Annotated in this window: 20 protein-coding genes and 1 riboswitch; of the genes, 9 read left to right on the top strand and 11 right to left on the bottom strand. The window is 57.7% G+C overall.

Going from position 1 to position 23235, the window contains the following annotated elements:
• Positions 1-9: 9 nt before the first annotated feature.
• The 10 genes from ACQR35_RS07035 to glyA all read right to left on the bottom strand — a co-directional run bounded on the left by ACQR35_RS07035 (position 10) and on the right by glyA (position 9613).
• Positions 10-1293, bottom strand: a complete 1284-nt coding sequence (locus ACQR35_RS07035) for a YihY/virulence factor BrkB family protein (protein ID WP_430269630.1) — start codon at positions 1291-1293, stop codon at positions 10-12.
• A complete protein-coding gene (locus ACQR35_RS07030) occupies positions 1256-1933 on the bottom strand; it encodes a 2'-5' RNA ligase family protein (RefSeq protein ID WP_430269629.1) in 678 nt (225 codons plus the stop codon). Before ACQR35_RS07030 ends, ACQR35_RS07035 begins: the two co-directional genes overlap by 38 nt.
• Positions 1934-1936: 3 nt before the next feature.
• Positions 1937-3004 (bottom strand): tryptophan--tRNA ligase, encoded by a 1068-nt coding sequence (trpS, locus tag ACQR35_RS07025; RefSeq protein WP_430266886.1) that lies wholly within the window; start codon positions 3002-3004, stop codon positions 1937-1939.
• A gap of 21 nt (positions 3005-3025) precedes the next feature.
• Positions 3026-3847, bottom strand: coding sequence for an exodeoxyribonuclease III (locus ACQR35_RS07020; protein ID WP_430269628.1), 822 nt, complete (start codon positions 3845-3847; stop codon positions 3026-3028).
• Between the two features lie 10 nt (positions 3848-3857).
• A complete protein-coding gene (locus ACQR35_RS07015; protein WP_430266884.1) occupies positions 3858-4418 on the bottom strand; it encodes a hypothetical protein in 561 nt (186 codons plus the stop codon).
• Positions 4419-4479: 61 nt separating this feature from the next.
• Positions 4480-5337 carry an ABC transporter permease gene (locus tag ACQR35_RS07010; protein ID WP_430269627.1) on the bottom strand — a complete coding sequence of 286 codons (858 nt, stop codon included), beginning with the start codon at positions 5335-5337 and terminating at the stop codon, positions 4480-4482.
• The gene (locus tag ACQR35_RS07005; protein WP_430266882.1) at positions 5334-6173 is read right to left on the bottom strand and encodes an ABC transporter permease; all 840 of its coding nucleotides are present in this window, start codon (positions 6171-6173) and stop codon (positions 5334-5336) included. Before ACQR35_RS07005 ends, ACQR35_RS07010 begins: the two co-directional genes overlap by 4 nt.
• On the bottom strand, positions 6166-7107 hold the full coding sequence (locus ACQR35_RS07000) for an ABC transporter ATP-binding protein (protein ID WP_430269708.1): 942 nt from the start codon (positions 7105-7107) through the stop codon (positions 6166-6168). The genes ACQR35_RS07005 and ACQR35_RS07000 overlap by 8 nt, the downstream gene beginning before the upstream one ends.
• 237 nt (positions 7108-7344) lie before the next feature.
• Positions 7345-8238, bottom strand: a complete 894-nt coding sequence (locus ACQR35_RS06995) for a bifunctional methylenetetrahydrofolate dehydrogenase/methenyltetrahydrofolate cyclohydrolase (RefSeq protein WP_430269626.1) — start codon at positions 8236-8238, stop codon at positions 7345-7347.
• 67 nt (positions 8239-8305) lie between these two features.
• A complete protein-coding gene (glyA, locus tag ACQR35_RS06990) occupies positions 8306-9613 on the bottom strand; it encodes a serine hydroxymethyltransferase (protein WP_430266880.1) in 1308 nt (435 codons plus the stop codon).
• 116 nt (positions 9614-9729) lie between these two features.
• Positions 9730-9815, bottom strand: a riboswitch (ZMP/ZTP riboswitch).
• 28 nt (positions 9816-9843) lie between these two features.
• On the opposite strand from glyA, the gene purU reads away from it, so the two are divergent.
• The 9 genes from purU (at position 9844) to ACQR35_RS06945 (ending at position 20662) form a co-directional block, all read left to right on the top strand.
• Entirely contained in the window at positions 9844-10722 is an 879-nt protein-coding gene (purU, locus tag ACQR35_RS06985; protein ID WP_430269625.1) for a formyltetrahydrofolate deformylase, read from the top strand.
• 224 nt (positions 10723-10946) lie between these two features.
• The gene (locus ACQR35_RS06980; protein ID WP_430269624.1) at positions 10947-11465 is read left to right on the top strand and encodes a gamma carbonic anhydrase family protein; all 519 of its coding nucleotides are present in this window, start codon (positions 10947-10949) and stop codon (positions 11463-11465) included.
• 57 nt (positions 11466-11522) lie between these two features.
• Positions 11523-12713: an ROK family transcriptional regulator gene (locus ACQR35_RS06975; RefSeq protein WP_430266877.1), complete on the top strand. Its 1191-nt coding sequence runs from the start codon at positions 11523-11525 to the stop codon at positions 12711-12713.
• A 227-nt stretch (positions 12714-12940) separates the two neighbouring features.
• Positions 12941-14494, top strand: coding sequence for a multiple monosaccharide ABC transporter ATP-binding protein (gene mmsA, locus ACQR35_RS06970; RefSeq protein WP_430269623.1), 1554 nt, complete (start codon positions 12941-12943; stop codon positions 14492-14494).
• A gap of 44 nt (positions 14495-14538) precedes the next feature.
• Entirely contained in the window at positions 14539-15822 is a 1284-nt protein-coding gene (gene mmsB, locus ACQR35_RS06965; protein WP_430266875.1) for a multiple monosaccharide ABC transporter permease, read from the top strand.
• Positions 15823-15873: 51 nt separating this feature from the next.
• The gene (locus tag ACQR35_RS06960) at positions 15874-16974 is read left to right on the top strand and encodes a substrate-binding domain-containing protein (protein ID WP_430266874.1); all 1101 of its coding nucleotides are present in this window, start codon (positions 15874-15876) and stop codon (positions 16972-16974) included.
• Positions 16975-17175: 201 nt separating this feature from the next.
• The gene (locus ACQR35_RS06955; RefSeq protein ID WP_430269622.1) at positions 17176-18597 is read left to right on the top strand and encodes an ABC transporter permease; all 1422 of its coding nucleotides are present in this window, start codon (positions 17176-17178) and stop codon (positions 18595-18597) included.
• 2 nt (positions 18598-18599) lie between these two features.
• Complete coding sequence (locus tag ACQR35_RS06950; protein WP_430266872.1) at positions 18600-19307, top strand: ABC transporter ATP-binding protein; 708 nt, start codon at positions 18600-18602, stop codon at positions 19305-19307.
• A 284-nt stretch (positions 19308-19591) separates the two neighbouring features.
• On the top strand, positions 19592-20662 hold the full coding sequence (locus tag ACQR35_RS06945) for a Gfo/Idh/MocA family protein (RefSeq protein ID WP_430269707.1): 1071 nt from the start codon (positions 19592-19594) through the stop codon (positions 20660-20662).
• Between the two features lie 181 nt (positions 20663-20843).
• Here ACQR35_RS06945 and ACQR35_RS06940 read toward each other — a convergent pair whose 3' ends face one another.
• Positions 20844-23063 (bottom strand): NADP-dependent isocitrate dehydrogenase, encoded by a 2220-nt coding sequence (locus ACQR35_RS06940; RefSeq protein WP_430269706.1) that lies wholly within the window; start codon positions 23061-23063, stop codon positions 20844-20846.
• Positions 23064-23235: the final 172 nt, after the last annotated feature.

The raw sequence follows: 23235 nt of genomic DNA, 5'->3' as shown, positions 1-23235 counted from the left end.
CGCTAGGTGCTACTTCTTGCGCTTCCCTAGCGTGCCGAAAAACTCAGTCCACGTCCACCGGTCGCGATGCTCCGGCTGTGGCAGAGCCGCTGGGCGTTGCGTAATACGGGACTCCCGGGCCGCAGGAGCGCCACTGAGAGCCTTTTGATGCTCCAAGTGATGGTTGAGCCGCAACGCCTGAACGGGCCGCGAGCCGGCTACTGCCGAGATTTTCTCGCTCAATTCTCGTTGCGCTTGGGCGTCATTGTTGCGGATAGCCGCCCACGAGGCAGACAGCAAGTACACCTGGGAGACCAGATTGAACCAGATCATCAACCCAATAACAATCGCAAACGAGGCAAGAAGCGGGTTTTTGCCTGCTTGGGCCAACAATTGAGTGCTGAAAATTTGCAGGATGGTAGTCCCTACCGCTGCAATAGCTGTTCCTTCTAGGAACGCACGGCGGTCCAGCGGTAGTGAGCCTGCCAGACGGAACATAATTGCCGCCGTCGCCCAGGCCAGCAAAAGAGGCACGGCAATGCGCACTAGCCATGTGATGGGTTGAGCGATGGCTGGATCCAAGTGTAGGAAACCCATTACCCAACCGGCGGCGGTCCCAAAGACCAGTGAGACACCTGCACTCAACACCAAAACCACACCCAAGAGCACGAGTGTTCCGGCGTCCTTGAGTTTCATCACCACGGGATTGAGTTGGAGGGGCCGGAGCATATTCACGCCGCGCAGCCCGTCACGCAAACTGGCGATCCAGCCCAGAGACGTAAAGAGTGTGATGACTGCGGCAATCACAGCTGTCCATCCCAGCCCGGAGGGGTTCATCAAGTCTTGGGGATTCACCAAGCCATCCGAACCGTCCACCTTGAGCAAACCGGGGGCGCTAGAGGCCACTGACTTGACCACAGAGTTCAGCAGTTCCGGCTGCTGGGCCAACACCAGTCCCGCAATGGAGAACCCTGTGGTCAACAAGCCGGTGATGGAAAAGAACATGTTGTAGCCAATACCGGCTGACAACAGCGGCCCGTGCTGAAGGTTGTAGTGCTGCCATACGCGCATAGGCCGAAAGGCGTTGAGCTTGGCCATCAGCCATTGGACAAAGGCCAGAACTCGCTGAATCAGCCCACCACCGTTGCGGCGGGTCTCTCCCCACACAACGCGCTTGCGGCTGACAAGAAGTTTGAGCTCAGAGCGCTCGGTAGGTAGTGGCGGGTCCTGACCCATTTCAGCCCGGCGTCGTGCCTGACGTCGAACTGCTGCTTCGCTAGCTATCCTCGGTGCTGGTCTCGTTGTCGGTGCCAAAGTTCATTTCTTCCCGTAGCTGCCAGATTCCATTGCTGTCATGCTCGTAGACGCCCATGCTAGTCACTGGGAACTCTGCATGGTAATTCTCTAAGGCATTCTCTGCATCATCGAGACTAGCTTCTGCAACGTCATGCGCCACAGTCACATGGGGGTGATAGGGAAAAACGAGGTCACGGGCAAGAGGCCCGCTTTGCAGCTTCGAGTGCAATTGAACGCATTCCTCAAACCCGTCTACCACCCTGATGTAAACCACCGGAGAGAGCGGACGGAAAGAGCCTGTTCCGTGAATACTCAGCCGGAAAGGCTGAGTATTCTTTGCCACTTTGCGCGCGTGGCTGAGAGTCGTCTCCCAATCCCGCGCTGGGGTGGTGGTCACCAAGGTGATGTGTGCTGGAACAATCGAAGCCATGGGGTCCCCAAAGGAAGCACGCCAGAGTTGCAGCTCACGGGCAATACGTTCCGGGAATCCCAGAATGATTCCCACACAAATGCCGTCGGGGACAATCTCGGCCACCGCTTGAGGTGAGAGGTCACCAGGAGGTGTTTCCTCTCCCCCGCTTTGGGCACCAAGCGGGAGGCTAACCCCGGAACTGTGCGTCCCGGCGTCGGCCTCCTTCCGCTTGATGATGTTGCTCATGGCCTAAGCGTTACCCAACTGCACAGGCAGGTTAATACGTGCCGGCTTGAGGAATCCCATCCGGTCATAAACGCGGTCCAGCGTGGCAGATGCAACCTCACGGGCTTTGTAAGCCCCCTGGGCCAGCAAACGATCCAGCTCGGCAGGATCGGCCATTAACTCAGCTGTGCGATTACGTAGTGGAGTGATGAATTCAACCAGCTGCTCGGCCAAGTCCACCTTGAGGTGGCCGTACATTTTGTCAGCGTATTCGGCTTCCAGCTCGCTGATGGTTTTGCCCGAAATGGCCGAATAGATGGTGAGCAAGTTGGAGACGCCAGGCTTGTTTTCCTGGTCAAAACGAATCTCTGTTCCAGCATCCGTTACCGCCGACTTGATGCGCTTGGCGGTAATTTTGGGATCGTCAAGCAGTTGAATTACTCCGTTGGGCGATTCACCGGTCTTAGACATCTTGGCGCTGGGATTTTGAAGATCGTAAACCTTGGCGGAAGCTTTCAAAATGGCGGCCTCGGGGACCGTAAATGTCTCTCCAAAGCGGGTGTTGAAACGCTGAGCCAAGGTGCGAGTGAGCTCCAAGTGTTGACGCTGATCCTCACCGACGGGAACCAAGTCCGCCTGATACAACAAAATGTCAGCTGCCATCAACGTGGGGTAGGCAAACAACCCCAGAGTAGCGGCGTCAGCGCCTTGCTTGGCGCTCTTGTCCTTGAACTGGGTCATCCGTGAAGCTTCGCCAAACCCGGTGATGCAGTTCAGCGCCCATGCCAGTTCTGCATGCTCTGGTACATGAGACTGAACAAAAAACATACTCTGTTCCGGGTCAATACCAGCCGCAATGTACTGCGCTGCCACGGTGCGGGTTCGCTTGGCCAGCTCAGCCGGATCAAAATCAACGGTGACCGCGTGAAGATCCGGGATAAAAATGACCGCCTCGTAATCGGCCTGCATATCTACCCAGTTCTTCACCGCGCCCAAGTAGTTGCCTAGGTGAAGTGAGTCAGCCGTGGGCTTTGCACCGGAGAGGATGCGCTTGCGAGTTCCGTTTGCTTCGGGCGTAGAAATAGTACTCATCAGAAGAAAAAACCTTTGGGGCTAGAGCTGGTAGTCCACTACCAGCGGTGCGTGGTCAGAAAAACGGGTGTCCCACGACGGCTCCCGGTCCACAACCGCGGTGATGGCAGCAGCCGCGAACTCAGGAGTGGCCATGTGGTAGTCGATGCGCCAGCCTGCGTCATTGTCGAAGGCTTGACCGCGCTGAGACCACCAAGTGTAGGGGCCGGGGACATTGCCCGCCAGGCCCCTGTGAACATCCTTCCAACCAATTTCCTCACCAAAAAAGCGGTCAAAATACGCCCGCTCTTCCGGCAAGAAACCGGCACGTTTTACGTTGCCCTTCCAGTTCTTGATATCAAGTTCGGTGTGACCAACGTTGAGGTCTCCAGTAACCACGGCATGGTCAGACTGGGCGGCAAGTTGCGGCAGACGAGTAGTCATCACATCCATAAAACGGAACTTGTCATCTTGTTTGGGTGTACCCACTTCACCGGAGTGCACGTAGGCGCTCACCACCGTGAGTGACTTGCCATTGGGGAGCTGAAAGTCAGCCTCCACCCAACGGCCGGACGTGGCAAAGTAGTCTTCGCCAATACCAATACGAGTGTCTGTGGGCTTCATCCGGGAGGCGATAGCAACACCGGCACGGCCCTTTGCAGCGGCCTCAGCATGGAGAATGTGCCAGCCTTCGCCGATCAGCTCGTGAACAATGGCGTCAGGTGCCCGCACTTCTTGAAGGGTCAGAATGTCTACGTCACGGCCCGCCAACCATTCGGCCATACCTTTGCGGTAGGCGGCGCGAATGCCGTTGACGTTTACGGTTGCGATCCGTAGGAAGTCCTTTTGCTGAGCCAAGTCCACGCTTTCCACTTTAGTCGATCACTTCCCCGGTCACCGGCTCCTGACCTGCGCCTGATTCTTTGATCATGTCCCGGGCGTTGCTCGAGGTGATTTCAATAGTTTCCAAGGCCCGGCGAACAGTGTCTTGGTTAGCCGCGGCACCCTTGGCCATTTCCCCTTGGACCACTCGCAACTGAACCTGAACAATCTTGAAGGAGTGGTCAAGTTTAAGGTCCCGCACTTCGTCGCCCGCGGAGCGCTCAGCAACTAGGCGAGTGCCGCCGTCGTTCGCTGGGGCGCGGCCGGTGGCCGAGTTAAAGGCATTCCTGGCTTCGCCGATCTTGGCCGAAGCTCGCTGCGTTGCCTTACGGATACTCCAGACCACAAAAGCGGCGAGCGCCAACCAGCCAAAAGCGATCACAGCAACAACCCAACCGACGACGTCGTTCTGGTTGGCTGCGAAGATCACGGCCACTAAGAAGGCCAAGACCACAACGCTCATACCTAGCCCGCCAATGCGGAACGAGGCGGCGCGCGCGGCACCAAAACGGCCGGTACTTGAAGCTGAAGAATCGTTGCCTAGAGATTGCATATATCCATTGTCCCTTATGGCAATGGGCGTATGGGCACTCTTCACCGGGGGCGAAACTCAGCTAGCTCAAGAATAATTTTCGCAGGCGGCCAGTGGTCAGGACTAGGCCGAGCACAATCATGGCCACGTAGTAGAAAATGTGCAGCCAAGTCCCCGGTGTGAACATGCCCACGCTTAGCTCGCGCAACAACTCCACTCCATGCCACAGCGGCATGATCTGGATGAACCACTGAATCGCCGGCGGGTAGACACTCAGCGGATAAAACGTGGCCGAAAATAAGAACATTGGCATCATCACAAAGTTGATCCAGTCCATTTGCTGAAAGGTCTTCATAAAGGAGGTGATGCCCATGCCGAAACTTGCGAACCCGAAGGCAATCAGCACCGACGCCGGGACCATCAGCAGCCCCCACCACGAAGTGATCAGGCCCATGGCACCCATTACTGCGGTGAACCCGGTGGCGTACATAAATCCGCGCAGCAAGGCCAGGAAAATCTCGCCGAGTGCCACATCCAGCGGGCCTAGCGAGGTGTAGAGCATGCCTTGGTAGAGCTTGGCGAAGTTCATCTTGAAAAAGACGTTCCATGTGGAGTCGTACACCGCACCATTCATGGCCGAGGTCGCCAGCAGTGCCGGGGCAATAAACGCCGCGTAGCTCATCGGTTGCCCGTCCGGACCGGTTACCGTACCAACCAGCGCGCCCAGGCCCACACCCATCGAAAGCAAGTACAGGACCGGTTCAAAAAACCCGCTCAGCATCACCATCCAGTTGGTGCTTTTGGTGGCGAGGAGCCCGCGCGCAATAACGGTGTGGGCTTTACCCGAATAGAGAGCCGCGAACGGCCGGTTGCCAGGGACAAGTGCGACGGCGTCAGGCAGGGTTTCGCTGGCCGGTCCAGTGCCGAATGAGGTGCTCATTTGCCCATCCTGCGGTTGAAGAAGCGGCGTGTGAGGAACCAGCCGAGGGCGGCAGTGGCGAACATGTAGACCACGTGGATTACGCTCAACCAGCCCGGTTCGTTATAGCCGTAGCTCAGGACCCGCCCCAGTTCTGTGGCGTGCCACAACGGTGAGATCCAACCGATCCACTGCAAAAACCACGGCAAGGTGGTTAGTGGGAAGAAGGTGCCCGAGAACAAAAACAAGGGCGTGACAATAAAGCGCTGGACAATGGCGAACTGGCCCTTGTCCTGTTCGAGGGTGCTCACGTAGGCCATCAGGGGCAGGCCAAAGGAGAGCGAACACAAGGTGGCGGTGAAAATACTGACCCAGCCCCACGGCCCCGGAGCGGCGCCAAAGAGCACCACAATTAAGAAGTAGATGGCCGTTGGGCCCAAAATGCGCAGCGTGACAGCGATGATGTGCCCTTGTGCGATCTGCTCCGGAGTCAGCGGCGAGGCGTGCGGTCCGTAGAAATACCTACGCCATTTGAAGCCGCCCATCACAGGGAACATGTACTCCCCCGTGGCGGACATCAGCGCCGTTGAGGCCACCAATGCCGGCGCTAGGAACGTCAGGTAATCCACCCCGCCGAAGTCGCCGCGGCCGTTGGAATTGATCAGAGAGGCCATACCAACGCCCATGGCAAAGAGGTAAGCCAACGGGGAGCCCACACTGTAGGCGAGGATGGACCAGAAGTACCGGCCCATCACCTTTAACGCGTGTTCGGCGTAAAACCATGAGCCAAACTTGATGGCCTTCTCCGCTGATTCCGCCGGGGTCAGCGGGACCGGGAGGGAGGTGTTGTTAGTCAACGAGGCTCCTTCCGGTGAGCCGGAGGAAAACGTCCTCAAGGCTCGAACGGCGGATGAGCGAGGTGACGGGGCGCAATCCGCGAGCTGTGACCTGCTCAAGTGCGGTCTCGCCGTCGTTCGCGTAAATCAAAACCCGGTCCGGTAGCGTTTCCGTACGCTCGCCAATGCCAGCCAGCTCCGTGGCCACCGTGGCATTGCGATCGGAACCGAAGCGCAGCTCGAGGACCTCGCGAGTGGAGTAGTCCTTGATGAGCTGAGCGGGCGAACCCTCGGCCATAATCTGGCCCTTGTCCACCACAATGAGCCGGTCGCAAAGCTGCTCGGCCTCGTCCATGTAATGCGTGGTCAAAATGAGCGTGGTGCCAGCTTCCTTGAGCCGGAAAAGTCGGTCCCAGAGAATGTGGCGAGCCTGCGGATCCAAGCCGGTGGTGGGCTCATCCAACAAGAGAATCCGGGGGTTGTTGACCAGCGAGCGCGCAATAGTCAGGCGGCGCTTCATCCCGCCCGAAAGGTCATCCACGCGAGCATTGGCTTTGTCCGTTAGCTGGGCAAACTCGAGAAGCTCGTCCGCTTTGGGGCGTAGATAGCTCATGGGCAAACCAAAATAGCGGCCATAAACGATCAAGTTGTCCCGGACTTTGAGCTCCTCGTCCAGGTTGTCCTGCTGCGGGACCACACCGAGGTGCGCCCGCACCTGCGGGCCGTGCTGTTCCGGATCCAGACCCATGATGGTCAGCGTTCCGGAGGTGCGCTGCGAAACCCCACCGATCATCCGCATGGTGGTGGATTTTCCGGCACCATTGGGGCCCAAGAGGCCAAAAGACTCCCCCGCCGGGACGTCAAAAGAGATGCCATCCACGGCCGCGAAGTCGCCGTACTTTTTCACAAGGTTGTGGGCGGAGATCACAAAATTGTGGTGCGACGGCTCACGCAGTTTTGCTTCACGCTCTGATTCAGGGGTGGGGCGAGTGGTTTTGTTTTGCACCCTTAGCAGACTAGTTCAGTGATGGGATACGTGAAAGAGGTATTGCACAACGCAGAGTGGGATTTGGGTTGGTTTCAGACAAGTTCCCCCCAAAACACTTTCGTCGGAGACACAAGGGGCGCGGAAGCTCCTGTGGATCTTCCGCGCCCCTTGTGAGATGGCAAACCGTCTTGGTCAGTACGGGCTCTAAGCTCGCACGCTTCGTTCGGCCGCCTCAACTACGTTCATCATCAGCAGAGCAACCGTCATGGGTCCCACACCACCGGGGTTCGGTGAGAGGAAACCTGCAACGTTTGCCACGTCCGGGTGCACGTCGCCGTAGACCTTGGACTTGCCCGTTTCCGGATTGTCCTCGCGAGTGACACCAACATCGAGCACAGCAGCTCCGGGCTTAACGTCCTCGGCTTTGACAATGTGCTTTACGCCGGCGGCTGCAACAATCACGTCCGCTTGGCGCAAGAACTGCCCCAGGTCCTCAGTCCCAGTGTGGGTCAGCGTCACCGTGGCGTTGATTTCACGGCGGGTCAGCAACAACGGGATGGAACGTCCAATGGTCACACCGCGACCCACCACCACAACGTGCTTGCCTTTGAGGTCATAGTCGTTGCGCAAGAGCAGCTCAATGACACCGCGGGGTGTGCACGGAAGCGGTGTATCGATGGGACCGTTGATGTTCAGCACCAAGCGTCCAAGGTTGGTGGGGTGCAACCCATCAGCATCCTTGGCCGGATCAATACGTTCCAGAATGGCGTCAGTGTTCAAGTGCTTTGGAAGCGGCAACTGGACAATGTAACCGTGGCACGTGGGGTCAGAGTTGAGCTCATCTAGCAAAGCCTCAACGTCTTCTTGGGTGGCGTCAGCAGGCAGTTCGCGTTGAATCGAGTTCATCCCAATCGCCTCGGACTGCTTGTGCTTCATCCCCACGTACAACTGGGACGCCGGGTCGGCACCAACCAGCACAGTGGCGATGCCCGGCGTGATGCCCTGGGCTTTGAGCGCGCTGACACGTTCTGTCAGTTCTGTCTTGATGGCCGCGGCGGTGGCCCGGCCATCAAGGACGCGTGCGGTATTTGTTGTCACTGTAGTGACTCCTTCAATGTGGCTAATTCACTGTTGCTGGTTCACTCTGGCTAGCGGAGCTGAACGGTTACCACTGCTCGTGCTGCGGGTACAGCGGGAAGTCAGCAGCGAGCTTGTCTACGCGAGCCTGAAGCGCCTGGACATCGGCACCCTTGCCTGCCTTGAGAGCCGCAGCAATAATCTCGGCAACCTCAGTGAATTCCTTGGCACCGAAACCGCGAGTAGCCAGAGCCGGCGTACCAATACGCAGACCCGAGGTGACCATCGGCGGGCGAGGATCAAAGGGAACAGCGTTGCGGTTCACGGTGATGCCCACAGAGTGCAGGAGGTCCTCAGCTTGCTGGCCATCAAGCTGCGAGTTACGCAGGTCAACCAGAACCAAGTGAACGTCAGTGCCGCCGGTCAGAACCGAAACGCCAGCATCGGCAAGATCGGACTGGTTCAGGCGGTCTGCAATGATCTTGGCGCCCTCGAGGACACGCTCCTGACGCTCCTTGAATTCTTCGCCGGCTGCAATCTTGAACGCAACAGCCTTGGCCGCGATCACGTGCATGAGCGGGCCACCCTGCTGGCCGGGGAAAACGTTGGAGTTGATCTTCTTGCCGAACTGCTCCTTGGCAAGAATCACACCCGAACGAGGACCAGAAAGCGTCTTGTGAACGGTGGAGGTCACAATGTCAGAGTGCGGGACGGGGCTCGGGTGCAGACCTGCAGCAACCAGACCAGCGAAGTGCGCCATGTCCGTCCAGAGCAGTGCGCCAACTTCATCGGCGATGGACCGGAATGCCTCAAAGTCCAAGTGACGGGGGTAAGCGGACCAACCGGCAATGATGACCTGCGGCTTCTCAGCAATGGCCTGCTCGCGGAGTTTGTCCATGTCCACGCGGAAGGAATCTTCTTCCACCTGGTACGCGGCAACCTGGTACAGCTTCCCGGAGAAGTTCAGCTTCATGCCGTGGGTCAAGTGACCACCGTGAGCCAAGGACAGGCCCAAGAGCTTGTCGCCCGGGTTGATCATGGCGGAGAGCGCTGCAGCGTTGGCCTGGGCACCGGAGTGCGGCTGAACGTTGGCGTACTCGGCTCCAAAAAGGGACTTTACGCGGTCGATTGCGAGCTGCTCTGCAACGTCAACGTACTCGCAGCCACCGTAGTAGCGCTTGCCCGGGTAGCCCTCAGCGTACTTGTTGGTCAGGACCGAGCCCTGAGCTTCCATCACGGCGCGCGGTGCAAAGTTCTCCGAGGCGATCATTTCCAAGGTGCCACGCTGGCGACCAAGTTCTTGTTGGAGGACTGCGGCGATCTCGGGATCCAGTTCAGCGAGCGGCTGGTTGCTCACAAAGGCGGACGTGGGGGCACTGGCGGAATTTGTAGTCACAAAGAACTCCTGGCTAGGCGAAAAGGTACTGCTATAGGTCAGGCTACCGGCTGTTCACCAGCGTTAACCACGCCAAGTCGGCATAGTTACGCGCAGCAAATGCAACGGAATACATGACCCTCGGCCCAGGCGGACGATCCGTGGTCTTCAACGTTGCCGCTCCCTGGTGGTGACCCACCCAACGCCAGTCGCGACAAAGCAAGTCTACTGTACGGCGGTATTCTGGGGCAGTGAGTTTGCAGACAACCCTTTCGCCGAATACGGCCTCCGAGTCCTTTACCCTGAGCTTGTCCTGCCCGGATCAGCCCGGCATTGTGCATGCTGTCTCTGGAGCACTGCTCCAAGCCGGCTGCAATATTACGGACTCTCAGCAATACGGTAGCCCCACCACTGGAACCTTTTTTATGCGTGTGGAGGTAACGACGGCGGCTGGTGAAGCGGCGTTGCGCGCTGAACTAACGCCCGTGGCTGAGTCTTTCCAGATGCACTGGGGCTTGCACGTTGCCGGGGCGAAGGTGCCAACAGTGATCTTGGCGTCTAAAGCAGCACACTGCCTCAACGATCTGCTCTTTTTGCACCGCTCTGGAACTTTGCCCATCGACGTGGTGGCCATTGTTTCCAACCACCAAGACTTGGCACCGTTGGCCGACTTCTACGGGATCCCTTTCCACCATGTTCCGGTGACCGCTGAGACTAAGCCTGCCGCCGAAGACCGTTTGCGCGAGATCATCGCCCAGACCGGCGCGGAGCTCACTGTATTGGCCCGCTACATGCAGGTACTTTCGGACAGTTTGTGCCGGGACCTCGAGGGCCGGGCCATCAACATTCACCACTCATTCTTGCCCTCGTTTAAGGGCGCCAAGCCGTACCACCAGGCGCATGCTCGGGGCGTGAAGCTCATTGGGGCAACAGCACACTACGTCACAGCGAATTTGGATGAGGGTCCCATCATCGAGCAAGAAGTGATCCGTGTGGATCACTCCCGCACCGCCGAGCAGTTTGTTCAGCTGGGCCGTGACGTTGAAGGCCGCACCTTGGCGACTGCCGTGCAGTGGCATGCCGAACACCGTGTGTTGCTCGACGGCAACCGGACTGTGGTCTTTAACTAAAGTCTCGGCGTCGTACGTTCTTTTTCTGTTGCTCAAGCGAGCTCCTGCGTCCGTGTGAAGCCTTCCAGCCCAGTTGCTCGGAGAATTTCTGAAACGTGGGGCCAAAGTTCCGCGTGTTCTAGGGGGTTTGGCGAATCTCGGTGGGCAGGACGGCGAGCAACTGGGCTGGAAGGATGCTGCGCACGTTCAGTCACAACGGCCAGCTACTTGGGTAGGGTGAAGGCATGTCTCCGATCTACGATTTTGCCGGGCACTCCCCCGAAGTTCACGCTTCCGCTTTTGTTGCACCCACCGCCTCGATCATTGGTCAGGCGCGCCTCGCGGAAAACGCGAGCGCCTTTTATGGCGTGTCAGTCCGGGCCGATACCGCCCCCATTTCCGTAGGCGAGGGCACCAATCTCCAAGACAACGTAGTGCTCCACGCGGACCCCGGATACCCCTGCACTGTGGGTAACCGGGTATCCGTAGGCCACAGCGCGGTAGTTCATGGCTGCACGGTTGAGGACGATTGCCTGATTGGAATGAGCGCCACGATTATGAACGGCACAGTCATCGGCGCCGGCTCGCTGATCGCTGCGGGGGCCGTGGTTCTGGAGGGAACAATTGTTCCGCCACGATCCCTGGTGGCCGGCGTCCCGGCAAAGGTTCGCCGCCAACTCAGTGATGAAGAGTTCGACGGCGTACAACAGAATGCGGCACACTATCTGGAGCTTGCCGCAGGTCACAAACTAGTTCACGGCTAGTCGTCGCGTTGCGTTAACTTCTTGACTGCAATTGACAATTGAGGCAAGCTTCATTGCATGCCAGCCACTCCGCGCTCAACGACGAGCAGAACCAAGAACCCCGGCTCGCAGTCGGCGCTTCGCAAACAGAACCAACAGCGCATCATCCAAACGCTCACTTCCGGGCCCGCAACCCAAGCTGAGCTGGCCCGCCAAACCGGACTCTCCACGGCGACTGTTTCCAACATTGTGAAGGTGATGCAGGCCGGTGGCCTCGTTGCCACCGAGCCAGTCACTTCATCCGGCCGCCGGGCCCTGAACGTGCGCTTGAATTCCAACGGTGCCGTAGCCATGGGGATCGATTTTGGCCGCCGGCACATTCGCGTAGTACTGGCATCCTTGGGATATCACGTTGTGGCTGAAGAAGCAGTGGCACTCCCCCTAGGACACAGTGCCGACTTAGGCATCGAAGCAGCAGTGAAACTGCTGGACAAGCTTCTTGAGAAAACCGGCACCCAGCGCGAAAACGTGGTTGGAGTAGGTGTTGGCATTCCAGGTCCGATTGATCGGCGCACCGGGACCGTTGCCCAAGGCGCCATCTTGCCCGAATGGGTAGGGATCAACATCCTTCAGCACCTTGAAGAGACCCTCAAATTCCCCGTCATTGTTGATAATGACGCGAACCTGGGTGCACTCTCCGAGGTCACATGGGGCCCCCACACCGGGGTAGAAAACCTGATGTTTATCAAGATCGGTTCCGGTATTGGTGCCGGGCTGATTTTGAACGGATTCCCTTACTACGGCAACGTAGGAATCACTGGCGAAATTGGCCATGCCACCATCAATGAGCACGGAATTATTTGCCGCTGCGGCAATCGCGGTTGCCTTGAAACCATTGCCTCCACCACCATCATGATTGAGCTCTTGGGACGCGGGCACCATGGCCAAATTAGCCCTGAGGACATTGTGACAAAGGCTCTAGAACGCGACTCCGCAACATTGCGGGTGATCGATGATGCTGGCCTTGCCGTGGGGCGAGCTCTGGGCAATGTAGCCAACCTGATCAACCCCGAAGTGATTGTGGTGGGCGGTCCCTTGGCAGGCCTAGGCGACCTGCTTCTTGAACCAATTCGCCGCGGTTTGATCAGGCACGCAGTCCCGGTAGTGGGTGATTCGACCCGGGTCACCATGTCCTCGCTCGGTGAGCGGGCTGAGGCTTTGGGTGCTGCCGCTTTGGTGTTTCAAACCGCAGAAATCGCGCGGCCGTAACAGCGTTCTGGGCAAGCTTTCGGTCACACTTTTGACACGAAAAATCCCCGTACGACGGCGCCACAAAACATTCCGTGTCCATACCGTTACGTTCGTCTTGCGTTAAAGACTTGACGGCAAGGCATGTGAGCTAGTTTACTTTTTGAGCAGACAGCCTTGTGTTTCACTGACGATAAATCGGCAGTAGCCAGGGCGACAACGAAGTCACCCCGGAGGCGAAGACACCTATGAGTCCACGCGAGCACGAACCAGTCATCCTTCAGATGCGCTCCATCACCAAGGAGTTCCCGGGGGTAAAGGCTCTTGCCGATGTTTCACTGACCGTACGCGCAGGCGAGATTCACGCAATCTGTGGCGAAAACGGCGCCGGCAAATCAACCCTGATGAAAGTCCTCTCCGGCGTATACCCCTACGGTTCCTACGACGGCGACATCGTCTTCCAGAGCGAAGTTCAGCAGTTCCGCGACATTCGCGCCAGCGAACACGCTGGCATTGTGATCATCCACCAAGAACTCGCCCTGATCCCGGAACTCTCCATCATGGAGAACATCTTCCTCGGCAACGAACCCACCAAGTTCGGCATCATCGACTGGGTCGAGGCCCGGCGCCGCTCTTTGGACCTTTTGGCACGTGTTGGTTTGCGCGATGATCCTGACACCCCCATCAAGGAAATTGGCGTGGGCAAGCAGCAATTGGTTGAGATTGCCAAGGCCCTGAACAAGTCAGTTAAGTTGCTAATTCTTGACGAACCCACGGCTGCACTGAACGAATCTGACTCGCAGCACCTGCTTGACCTGATCTTGGGTTTGAAGGGTCGCGGCATCACCTCAATCATCATTTCCCACAAGCTCAACGAAATTGAGCAGATCGCCGATTCCATCACCATCATTCGTGACGGAAAGTCCATCGAGACGCTCGATGTGAAGGCAGACGGCGTTGACGAGGATCGCATCATCAAGGGCATGGTGGGCCGCACGCTCGAGTCTCGCTTCCCAGACCACACTCCCAAAATTGGTGAGGTGTTCTTTGAAGTGAAGAACTGGAACGTCCGCCACCCTCAAATCGCCGACCGGATGGTCTGCAAAGATGAAAGCTTCTTTGTCCGCCGGGGAGAGATTGTTGGTTTCGCCGGGCTGATGGGCGCAGGACGAACCGAACTTGCACGTTCGGTATTTGGCCGCTCATACGGTCACTTCGTCTCTGGACAGATTTACAAAAACGGCAAAGAACTGACGCTCAAAAACGTTCGCCAGGCCATCAATGCCGGTTTGGGTTATGTCACCGAAGACCGCAAAACCCTAGGATTGAACCTTCTCGATGACATCAAAACCACCACTGTGTCAGCGAATCTGAAGAAGATCACCCACGGCGTTGTGGTGAACGCTGATGAAGAGTTCACCGTTGCCGAGGACTACCGCAAGTCATTGCGCACCAAAACTCCTTCCGTTGAAGAAGGCGTTGCCAAACTCTCCGGTGGCAACCAGCAAAAAGTGGTTTTGGCCAAGTGGATGTTCACGGATCCTGAACTGCTGATCCTGGACGAGCCCACCCGCGGTATTGATGTTGGCGCCAAGTATGAGATCTACGGCATCATCCAGGCCCTCGCAGACCAAGGCAAAGGCGTGATTGTCATTTCCTCGGAACTGCCTGAACTACTGGGCCTCTCAGACCGGATTTACACGATCTTTGAAGGTGCCATTACCGGTGTGCTGAACAAAGACGAAGCAAGCCAAGAATCGCTCATGAAACTTATGACCTCCGCAACCCGAAAAGCCGCCTAATTCCTCTGGAACACTCCAGAACCTTCCAGAATCAAGGACAAAAAATGAACGCCCTCAAGAAGCTCTTTGGTGGTAATACCCGCCAATTCGGCATGATCTTCGCCCTCGTGGCTTTGATCGTTTTCTTCCAGATCTTCACCGACCAGCGCACGCTGACCTCGGGCAACGTCATCAACCTCTTAAACGGCAACTCCTATGTGCTGATCCTGGCCATTGGAATGGTGTTGGTTATTATTGCCGGGCACATTGACCTCTCCGTGGGTTCAGTAGCCGCCTTTGTTGGTGTGGCTGTGGCACTCGCCATGCGTGACTGGGGACTACCCGCCTGGGCCGGCATCATTTTCGGTCTTTTGCTAGGCGCCTTGATCGGTGCATGGCAAGGGTTCTGGACCGCCTACGTGGGCATCCCTGCGTTTATTGTCACGCTAGCCGGTATGTTGCTTTTCCGCGGTTTCAACCAATTCGTGGGTAAGTCCAACACCATCCCTGTGGACCAAAACTTCCAGTACATTGGCTCAGGCTACTTGCCTGAAATCGGCCCGGACACCGGGTACAACAACTTGACCCTGCTCATCGGTTTGGCCGGCGTTGCCTTTGTCATTGTCAGCGAATTGCGCCGTCGTCGCACGGCATTGGCACTGGGCGCTGAGGTCCCGGAGACGTGGGTAATGGTCACCAAACTGGTGCTCATCTCCGCCGCGGTCCTCTACGCCACCTACTTGTTCGCTACCGGCCGCCCCGGCACCTCCTTCCCGATCCCTGGCTTGATCTTGGCAATCCTGGTGGTCATCTACGGCTTTATCTCCTCCAAAACCGTTGTGGGCCGTCACATCTACGCCGTGGGTGGTAACCGCCATGCAGCCGAGCTTTCCGGTGTTCAGTCCAAGAAGGTCAACTTCTTGGTCATGATGAACATGTCCATCTTGGCTGGCCTGGCCGGCATGATCTTCGTGGCACGTTCCACCGCTTCGGGCCCGTTCGACGGCGTGGGCTGGGAATTGGACGCCATCGCAGCCGTGTTTATTGGTGGCGCAGCAGTGACCGGCGGTGTTGGAACTGTTATCGGCTCGATCATCGGTGGTTTGGTCATGGCAGTCCTCAACAACGGCCTCCAGCTCATGGGTGTTGGTGCTGACATGACCCAAATCATCAAGGGTCTGGTGCTCCTCGCAGCCGTTGCCTTCGACGTCTACAACAAGATGCAGGGCAAAAAGTCCCTGATCGGCATGATGATGAACGCTTTCAACCGTTCAAATCCTTCAACTGAGCCTACGGTCCCCGCGGCCGAGGCCAGCAGTACCAAAGAGACCATCTCCAAAGAAGCCTAAGAGCTACTCAACCCCGGGACTCGCTCCCACCCAACAAGAAAGTGATCCACCATGCGAATGATTGGAAAAGCAGGAAAGGCAGCGGCAATCGCCGCTATTGCAGCACTGGCGCTGACGGCCTGCGGTCGCGCCGAAACCGGCACCACCAACGGTTCCAGCAGCGCTGCTGCTGGCTTCGACAAAAACGCCTCGATCGGCGTCGCACTTCCACAGAAGACCAGTGAAAACTGGGTTCTGGCCGAGAAGCTGTTCAACGATGGTCTGACCAGCGCTGGCTTCAAAGCTGATGTTCAGTTCGCCAACGGTGGCGTATCTGAGCAGCAGAACCAGATCAGCGCCATGATCACCAAGGGCGCCAAGGTCATCATTGTTGGTGCTATTGACGGCGCTCAGCTGGGCACCCAGCTCAAGCAGGCTAAGGACGCCGGAGCAACCATCATTGCTTACGACCGTTTGCTCTTGAACACCGCTGACGTTGATTACTACGTGGCATACGACAACTTCAAGGTTGGTGAACTCCAGGGCCAGGCGCTTTTGGACGGGCTCAAGGCTAAGAAGGCATCCGGCCCGTACAACGTCGAGCTCTTCGCTGGCTCTCCCGATGACGCTAACGCCAAGGTCTTCTTTGACGGCGCCATGAAGGTTCTCCAGCCGAAGATCGACGACGGCACTTTGAAGGTGGCTTCAGGCCAGAAGACCTTCGAGCAGGCTGTAACCCAGGGCTGGAAGGCAGAGAACGCTCAGAAGCGTATGGACACCTTGATTTCCGGCACCTACGGTTCCGCTTCCTTGGACGGCGTACTGTCCCCGAACGACACCTTGGCACGCGCCGTCTTGACCTCTGTCAAGGCTGCCGGCAAGCCCTTGCCGGTTGTCACCGGTCAGGACTCCGAGGTTGAGTCCGTCAAGTCCATCATGGCTGGCGAGCAGTACTCCACCATCAACAAGGACACCAACAAGCTCGTTGAGCACGCCATCACCATGGTGAAGGACTTGCAGGCTGGCAAGACCCCTGAGATCAACGACGACAAGTCCTACAACAACAAGGTCAAGACCGTTCCGGCATTCCTCTTGGAGCCGGTCATCGTGACCAAGGAAAACGTCAAGACTGCTTACACCAACGATCCGGTTCTTGGCCCGATCACCAAGTAAGTAAGACGTTTCACAAGCAATAACTAGCAGTAACAGCACCCCGGTTCTTCGGAACCGGGGTGCTGTTTTTTCTTGGCCCGCCGCATTTGTCTCCGCTCTTTCACAGCTCTCTCATAGCTTCTCCCGGCCTACCCCACAGCACCGAGGACGAACCTAAGTTAGCGGCCGGCTCCAAAGCCCGGCCATGATCTGAGGAGAACTGTGAGCGTCCTTGCCCGAAGTGTAGGCAATGCCTTCCGAAATAAGATCCGGACGGCGGCCGTCGTCGCCGTTTTAGCCGTAGCGATTGGTTTGGCTTTGTCCATGCTGGTAGCCAACCAGGCGGTGGGCAGCAAGGTGGCTGACCTCAACGCCTCAGTTGGCACAGTCCTAACAGTTAATCCCGCCGGTGGGCAAGGATTTGAAGGCGGTGGCGAGCCGCTGACAGCCGCTCAGCTGAAAACCGCAGCGTCGGTTGAGAACGTAACCTCCGTCGTCGGAACCCAGTCCCTGCGTTTGCGAAACGCTACAGAGGCAGCTGCACAGACGTCAGCTCAGGGAACCAACCAGGGCGGCCCGGCTGGCCCGGGTGGGGACACCAGCACCCAATTGACCACGTCACTGACGGCTGCCGTTGATGCTGGCACCTTAGGCAACCGCAACAACAGCTCTTCCGGGAATTCGTCTACGAATTCCTCCAGCAGCACTCCGGCCCGGACGTTTAGCCTTCCCATCACCGCAACGGGTGTGGGCGCCGAAGTTGATAGCACTGGCAAAGCCCTAACCATCACCTCGGGCACCGGTCTAGGCGACTACTCAGTGGCATCTACCAAAGCAATTCTGGGTACCACTCTGGCTGAGAAGAACAACCTGAAGGTTGGCTCCACCTTTACCATTGGCACCAAAAAATACACGGTCGCTGGATTGTTCGACGCCGGAACCACCTTTGGTAACAACGCCCTGTACCTCACCCTTCCAGAAGCCCAAACGCTTAACAGCGCTACCGGCGAACTGTCATCGATGATCGTTACGGTCAACAGCATGGCAAACGTTGACTCAGCCAAGACTGCCCTTCAGTCGGCATTGGGTACCGATAAGGCCGATGTAACCCAGGGGCAACGGAACTTGGAAACAGCCGTTTCTTCCCTTGATTCGGTCAAAAATATCTCGCTGATTGCGTTTATTGCGTCCTTGGCCACGGCCGGCCTGATTGTTCTGCTGATTATGGTGATGCTGGTGCGCGAACGCCGCAAGGAGATTGGTGTGCTCAAGGCTATTGGTGCACCGAACCGCACCATCGGCATTCAGTTTGTGCTCGAATCCTTGGTCCTGGTGGCTATGGGATCAGTGCTGGGCGCGGTGATCGCGGCCTTGGCTAGTGGGCCGATTGCTTCGGCGTTGATTAGCTCCAACACTGCCACTTCAACCCAGACTGGTCCCGGCGGCCGTGGCGGGTTCGGTGGTGGCGCGGGCGGCCCCTTCGGTGGCGCCAACCAGTTGTTGACCTCGGTAACTGCGAGCGCTTCCCCCGGCGTCATTGCCGCCGGCATTTTGGCTGTGTTCGCTGTGGCAGTGATCGGTGCCCTTGTCCCTGCTCTGCTCACCGCACGTGTGCGCCCCATTGAAGTTCTGCGAGGAGAATAATCATGATTGAAGTCAAAGACCTGGTCCGTTCCTTCAAATCCGGGGACCACACCATCAAGCCTGTCAACGGCGTAAGTTTCAGCCTTGAACGCGGCCAGCTTGCCTCAATTGTGGGCAAAAGCGGTAGCGGCAAGTCAACCCTATTGTCCCTCCTCGGTGCGCTGGATAAGCCCACCTCAGGTGACGTGGTGGTGGACTCGGTTTCGCTCGCGAACATGCCAGATTCCAAACTCACGCAATACCGACGCCGGGACATTGGCTTTGTGTTCCAACAGTTCAACTTGGTACCGAACCTCAGCGCCCTGGACAACGTGATGCTGCCGATGGAGTTCGCCGGTGTCCCTAAAGCTACCCGCCGTGCCCGCGCTGCCGAGCTGTTGGAACGGGTCCAGTTGGATCCTGAAAAGCACGTCCGTAAAGCGAACCGGCTTTCTGGTGGCGAGCAGCAGCGTGTGGCAATTGCCCGGGCGCTGGCCAACGAACCGAAGCTCATTTTGGCCGATGAGCCCACCGGAAACTTGGATGAGCAGACCGGTGAGCACATCATTGAGTTGCTCCAGCAGTTGTGCCGGGAGAACAACACCACCATCTTGGTGGTCACTCACGACCGTGCCTTGGCTGCGAAAACGGAACGCCGTTTCCGTTTGCACCAGGGCCGTTTGACCGAGGAAGCCGGCGCTAAAACTTTGGCTGGCGTCAGAACCGAATAGCGTCAATAACTGTAACTCGGGCTGCTAGCAGTGCTGGGATGGCGCCAGCAATGGCGCCAACCAGCACTGCTGCAGCGAGCATCACGCCCACCATTGTGGCCACCGGAAAAACTACTCGCCGTTGACATCTCTTCCCAACTCCATCCGTTTTCTCCCCACAAACACGCTCCGTGCAGGACGTTGAAGTCAGCATGTACCTAGTATCAAAATATTCGGTATGCAGTTGAGCTGACGTGATGGGACACATCTTTGGCACCGGCTCGCCTAATGCGAAGATGTTCTTTATGACCGCCTACATTCAAAAACCATGGCTCTCCTCCGAACACGATCAGGACCCACGTACCGCCACGGGGCGGCCCCTGAAGTGGGGTGTTGTTGCCACCGGCGGCATCGCGCACTCCGTCACCAGCGATCTTGCTCTCTTAGCCGATGCTGTCTTGTACGCGGTGAGCTCGCGCAGCCAAGCCAGCGCAGATGCTTTTGCCACAGAGCTCGGTTTCCAGCGTGCTTACGGGGGCAACGCGGAGAGCACCGGTTTTGAACAAATGTTTGCGGACCCTGACGTGGACGTGGTGTACATCGCCACTCCGCATGCCCAGCACTTCCGGATTGCCCAAGCGGCCATCAAAGCTGGCAAACACGTGTTGGTGGAAAAAGCCATCACCATCAACGCAGACGAGGCCCAAGAGCTCATCACGCTAGCTCAAGAGCACAAGGTGTTCCTGATGGAAGCAATGTGGAGCCGGTTTTTGCCGTCCATCCAGCGCGCATTCGAGATTGTCCAATCCGGGGAACTCGGCGAGATCAAATGGATCTCGGCGGACTTGGGATTCCCGGCCCCGTATGATCCCGAGGCTCGCTTGTGGGCAAGGCGCGACGGCGGAGGCGCACTTTTGGATGTCAGCGTCTACCCACTCTTGTGGCCGCTGGGAATTCTGGGATTTCCGCAAGCTGTCAGCGCCGTTGGAACCCTCACTGATCAGGGCGTGGATGCTCAGAATGCGTTGACTCTTGAGTACTCCTCCGGCGCCATGGCCCAACTGACCTCGAGCTTGTTGGCTTATGGCCCGCGCTCAGCAACTGTTGCCGGCTCACTGGGTTCGATGCAAACACACGGTTCGGTGAACAACCCTCACGAGCTGACCGTGACCATTGGACGCGACGGCACTCGGGTTGAGAAATTCTCCCCCGTAGGCATCGGCTACAGCTACGAACTTCGCGAAGTCACTCGATGCATCCAACAAGGGCTCACCGAGTCCCCCGTGATGCCACTGGAAGATTCCCTCAACGTGATGCGCTTGTTCGACGGCGCCAGAGCCCAACTCGGCATCACCTACCCCAACGACACTCACTAGCGGCCGAGTCTCTTTTCTAGGGGCGGGGCGCCGAATTTTCACGCAATCCACTCTTTAATGCCGGCGATGGCCGTGCAAATGCGCAAAGAATGACTCAACTAAAAACAGCCCGTCTGCAGCACCCTGAGAAGAGTGCCGCAGACGGGCTGTTTTTGTCCGGTTGCCTTACCGGATTTATTGCTTACTTCAGCGTGGCGATGACCTCGTTGAACGTCGCTGAAGGACGCATTACAGCTTCAGTCTTAGCGTCGTCCGGACGGTAGTAGCCGCCCAAATCGACTGGGGAACCCTGAACTGCCAGCAGCTCGGAAACGATTGCCTCCTCCTTGGAGGTCAGAGACTCGGCCACGGCTGCGAAGGCTGCGGCAAGTTCGGCGTCCTCGGTCTGCTTGGCCAGTTCTTGGGCCCAGTACATGGCCAAGTAGAAGTGGCTGCCACGGTTGTCGATTTCACCAACGCTGCGGCGCGGGGACTTGTTCTCCATCAGGAACGTACCCGTGGCACGATCCAAGGTGTCTGCCAAGATCTGCGCACGTGCGTTGCCTGTGCTGGTGGCGAGGTGTTCGAAGCTGACTGCAAGGGCCAAGAACTCACCCAGGCTGTCCCAGCGAAGGTGGTTTTCCTTGATGAGCTGCTGGATGTGCTTGGGAGCGGAACCACCGGCACCCGTCTCAAACAAGCCACCGCCGGCGATTAGCGGAACTATGGAGAGCATCTTGGCGCTGGTACCCAATTCCATGATGGGGAACAGGTCCGTGAGGTAATCGCGGAGCACGTTACCGGTCACGGAGATGGTGTCTTCACCGTTACGGATGCGCTTGAGCGTAAATGCGGTGGCGTCCTCAGGGGACATGATCTCGATCTGCAGGCCTTCGGTGTCGAAGTCCTTCAGGTATTCCTTGACCTTCTTGATCAGCTGCGAGTCGTGCGCACGAGTCTCGTCCAGCCAGAACACGGCCGGGGTCTGCGATGCACGGGCGCGGGTGACGGCGAGCTTGACCCAGTCGCGGATCGGCACGTCTTTGGCCTGGCAAGCACGCCAAATGTCACCGGGGGCAACTTCGTGTTCGATCAGGACCGTGCCGGAGGAGTCGACGACCTGCATGGTGCCAGCTTCTTCAACTTCGAAGGTCTTGTCATGGCTACCGTATTCTTCGGCAGCCTGGGCCATAAGGCCGACGTTGGGAACCGTGCCCATAGTGGTGGGGTCGAAGGCACCATTGGCGCGGCAGTCGTCGATAACAACCTGGTAGACACCGGCGTAGCTGCTGTCCGGGATCACTGCCAGAGTGTCGTGTTCCTTGCCGTCCGGGCCCCACATGTGGCCGGAGGTTCGGATCATGGCGGGCATAGAGGCGTCAACGATCACGTCACTGGGGACGTGCAGGTTGGTGATGCCCTTGTCCGAATCAACCATGGCCAAAGCGGGGCCTTCTTCGAGGCCCTTCGTGATAGCAGCCTTGATGCCTTCGCGAACCTCGACCGGCAGCTCGTCCAGTCCGTTGAAGATGGAGGCGAGTCCGTTGTTGGCACTGAGGCCTGCAGCTGCGATTTGTTTGCCGTAGGTCTCAAAGAGCTCAGAGAAGTACGCCTTAACAACGTGGCCGAAGATGATCGGGTCGGAGACCTTCATCATGGTTGCCTTGAGGTGAGCGGAGAACAGCACACCTTCTTCCTTGGCACGGGCTACTTGGGCAGCTAGGAATTCGTCCAGAGCAGCGGCGCGCAGGACAGTTCCGTCAACGACTTCGCCAGTCAGTACCGGGAATGAGGGCTTGAGAACCTTGGTGGTGCCGTCTTCGCGGACAATCTGGATTTTGAGTGTGTCATCGGCCGGGATAACAACTGACTTCTCATTGGAGCGGAAGTCATTGCCGTCCATGGTGGCGACGTTAGTCTTGGAATCTGCGCTCCAAGAACCCATCGTGTGCGGGTTCTGGCGGGCGTAGTTCTTAACGGACAGCGGTGCCCGTCTGTCCGAGTTACCTTCACGCAGGACCGGGTTGACGGCCGAGCCTTTGATCTTGTCGTAGCGCGAGCGGATGTCAGTCTCTTCATCAGAGGAGGGGTTGTCCGGGTAGTCCGGCAATGCGTAGCCCTGGCTCTGGAGTTCGGCGATGGCCGCCTTCAGCTGCGGAACGGAGGCGCTAATGTTGGGGAGCTTGATGATGTTAGCTTCTGGGTTCTTCGCCAAGTGGCCGAGTTCGGCCAGTGCGTCACCGATGCGCTGTTCTTCCGTCAGGTAGTCGCCAAATACGGCGATGATGCGGCCAGCCAGCGAAATGTCGCGGGTTTCCACTTCAACGCCCGCAGTTGAAGCGAACGCTTCCACAATCGGCAGGAACGAGTATGTCGCCACCATCGGCGCTTCGTCAGTGTGGGTATAGATAATCTTTGCCATTGGCTGGGCATCTCCCTGAAAGTCTGCAGATTTCAACATGTCTAACTTACCCGAGTAGGTGCCGTAATTGCTCATCCCGCCGCGCTCCCCTCCGCCGAATGGGTAGATAACGTCGTTATTAATCACCTCAAAACGACGTTATCTACCCATTCGGCAGTGAAGCGTACGTGGG

The sequence above is a fragment of the Pseudarthrobacter sp. J1738 genome (assembly GCF_050490315.1).
GTDB lineage: Bacteria > Actinomycetota > Actinomycetes > Actinomycetales > Micrococcaceae > JBNPEO01.
This window is presented reverse-complemented; position numbering and strand designations above follow the sequence as displayed.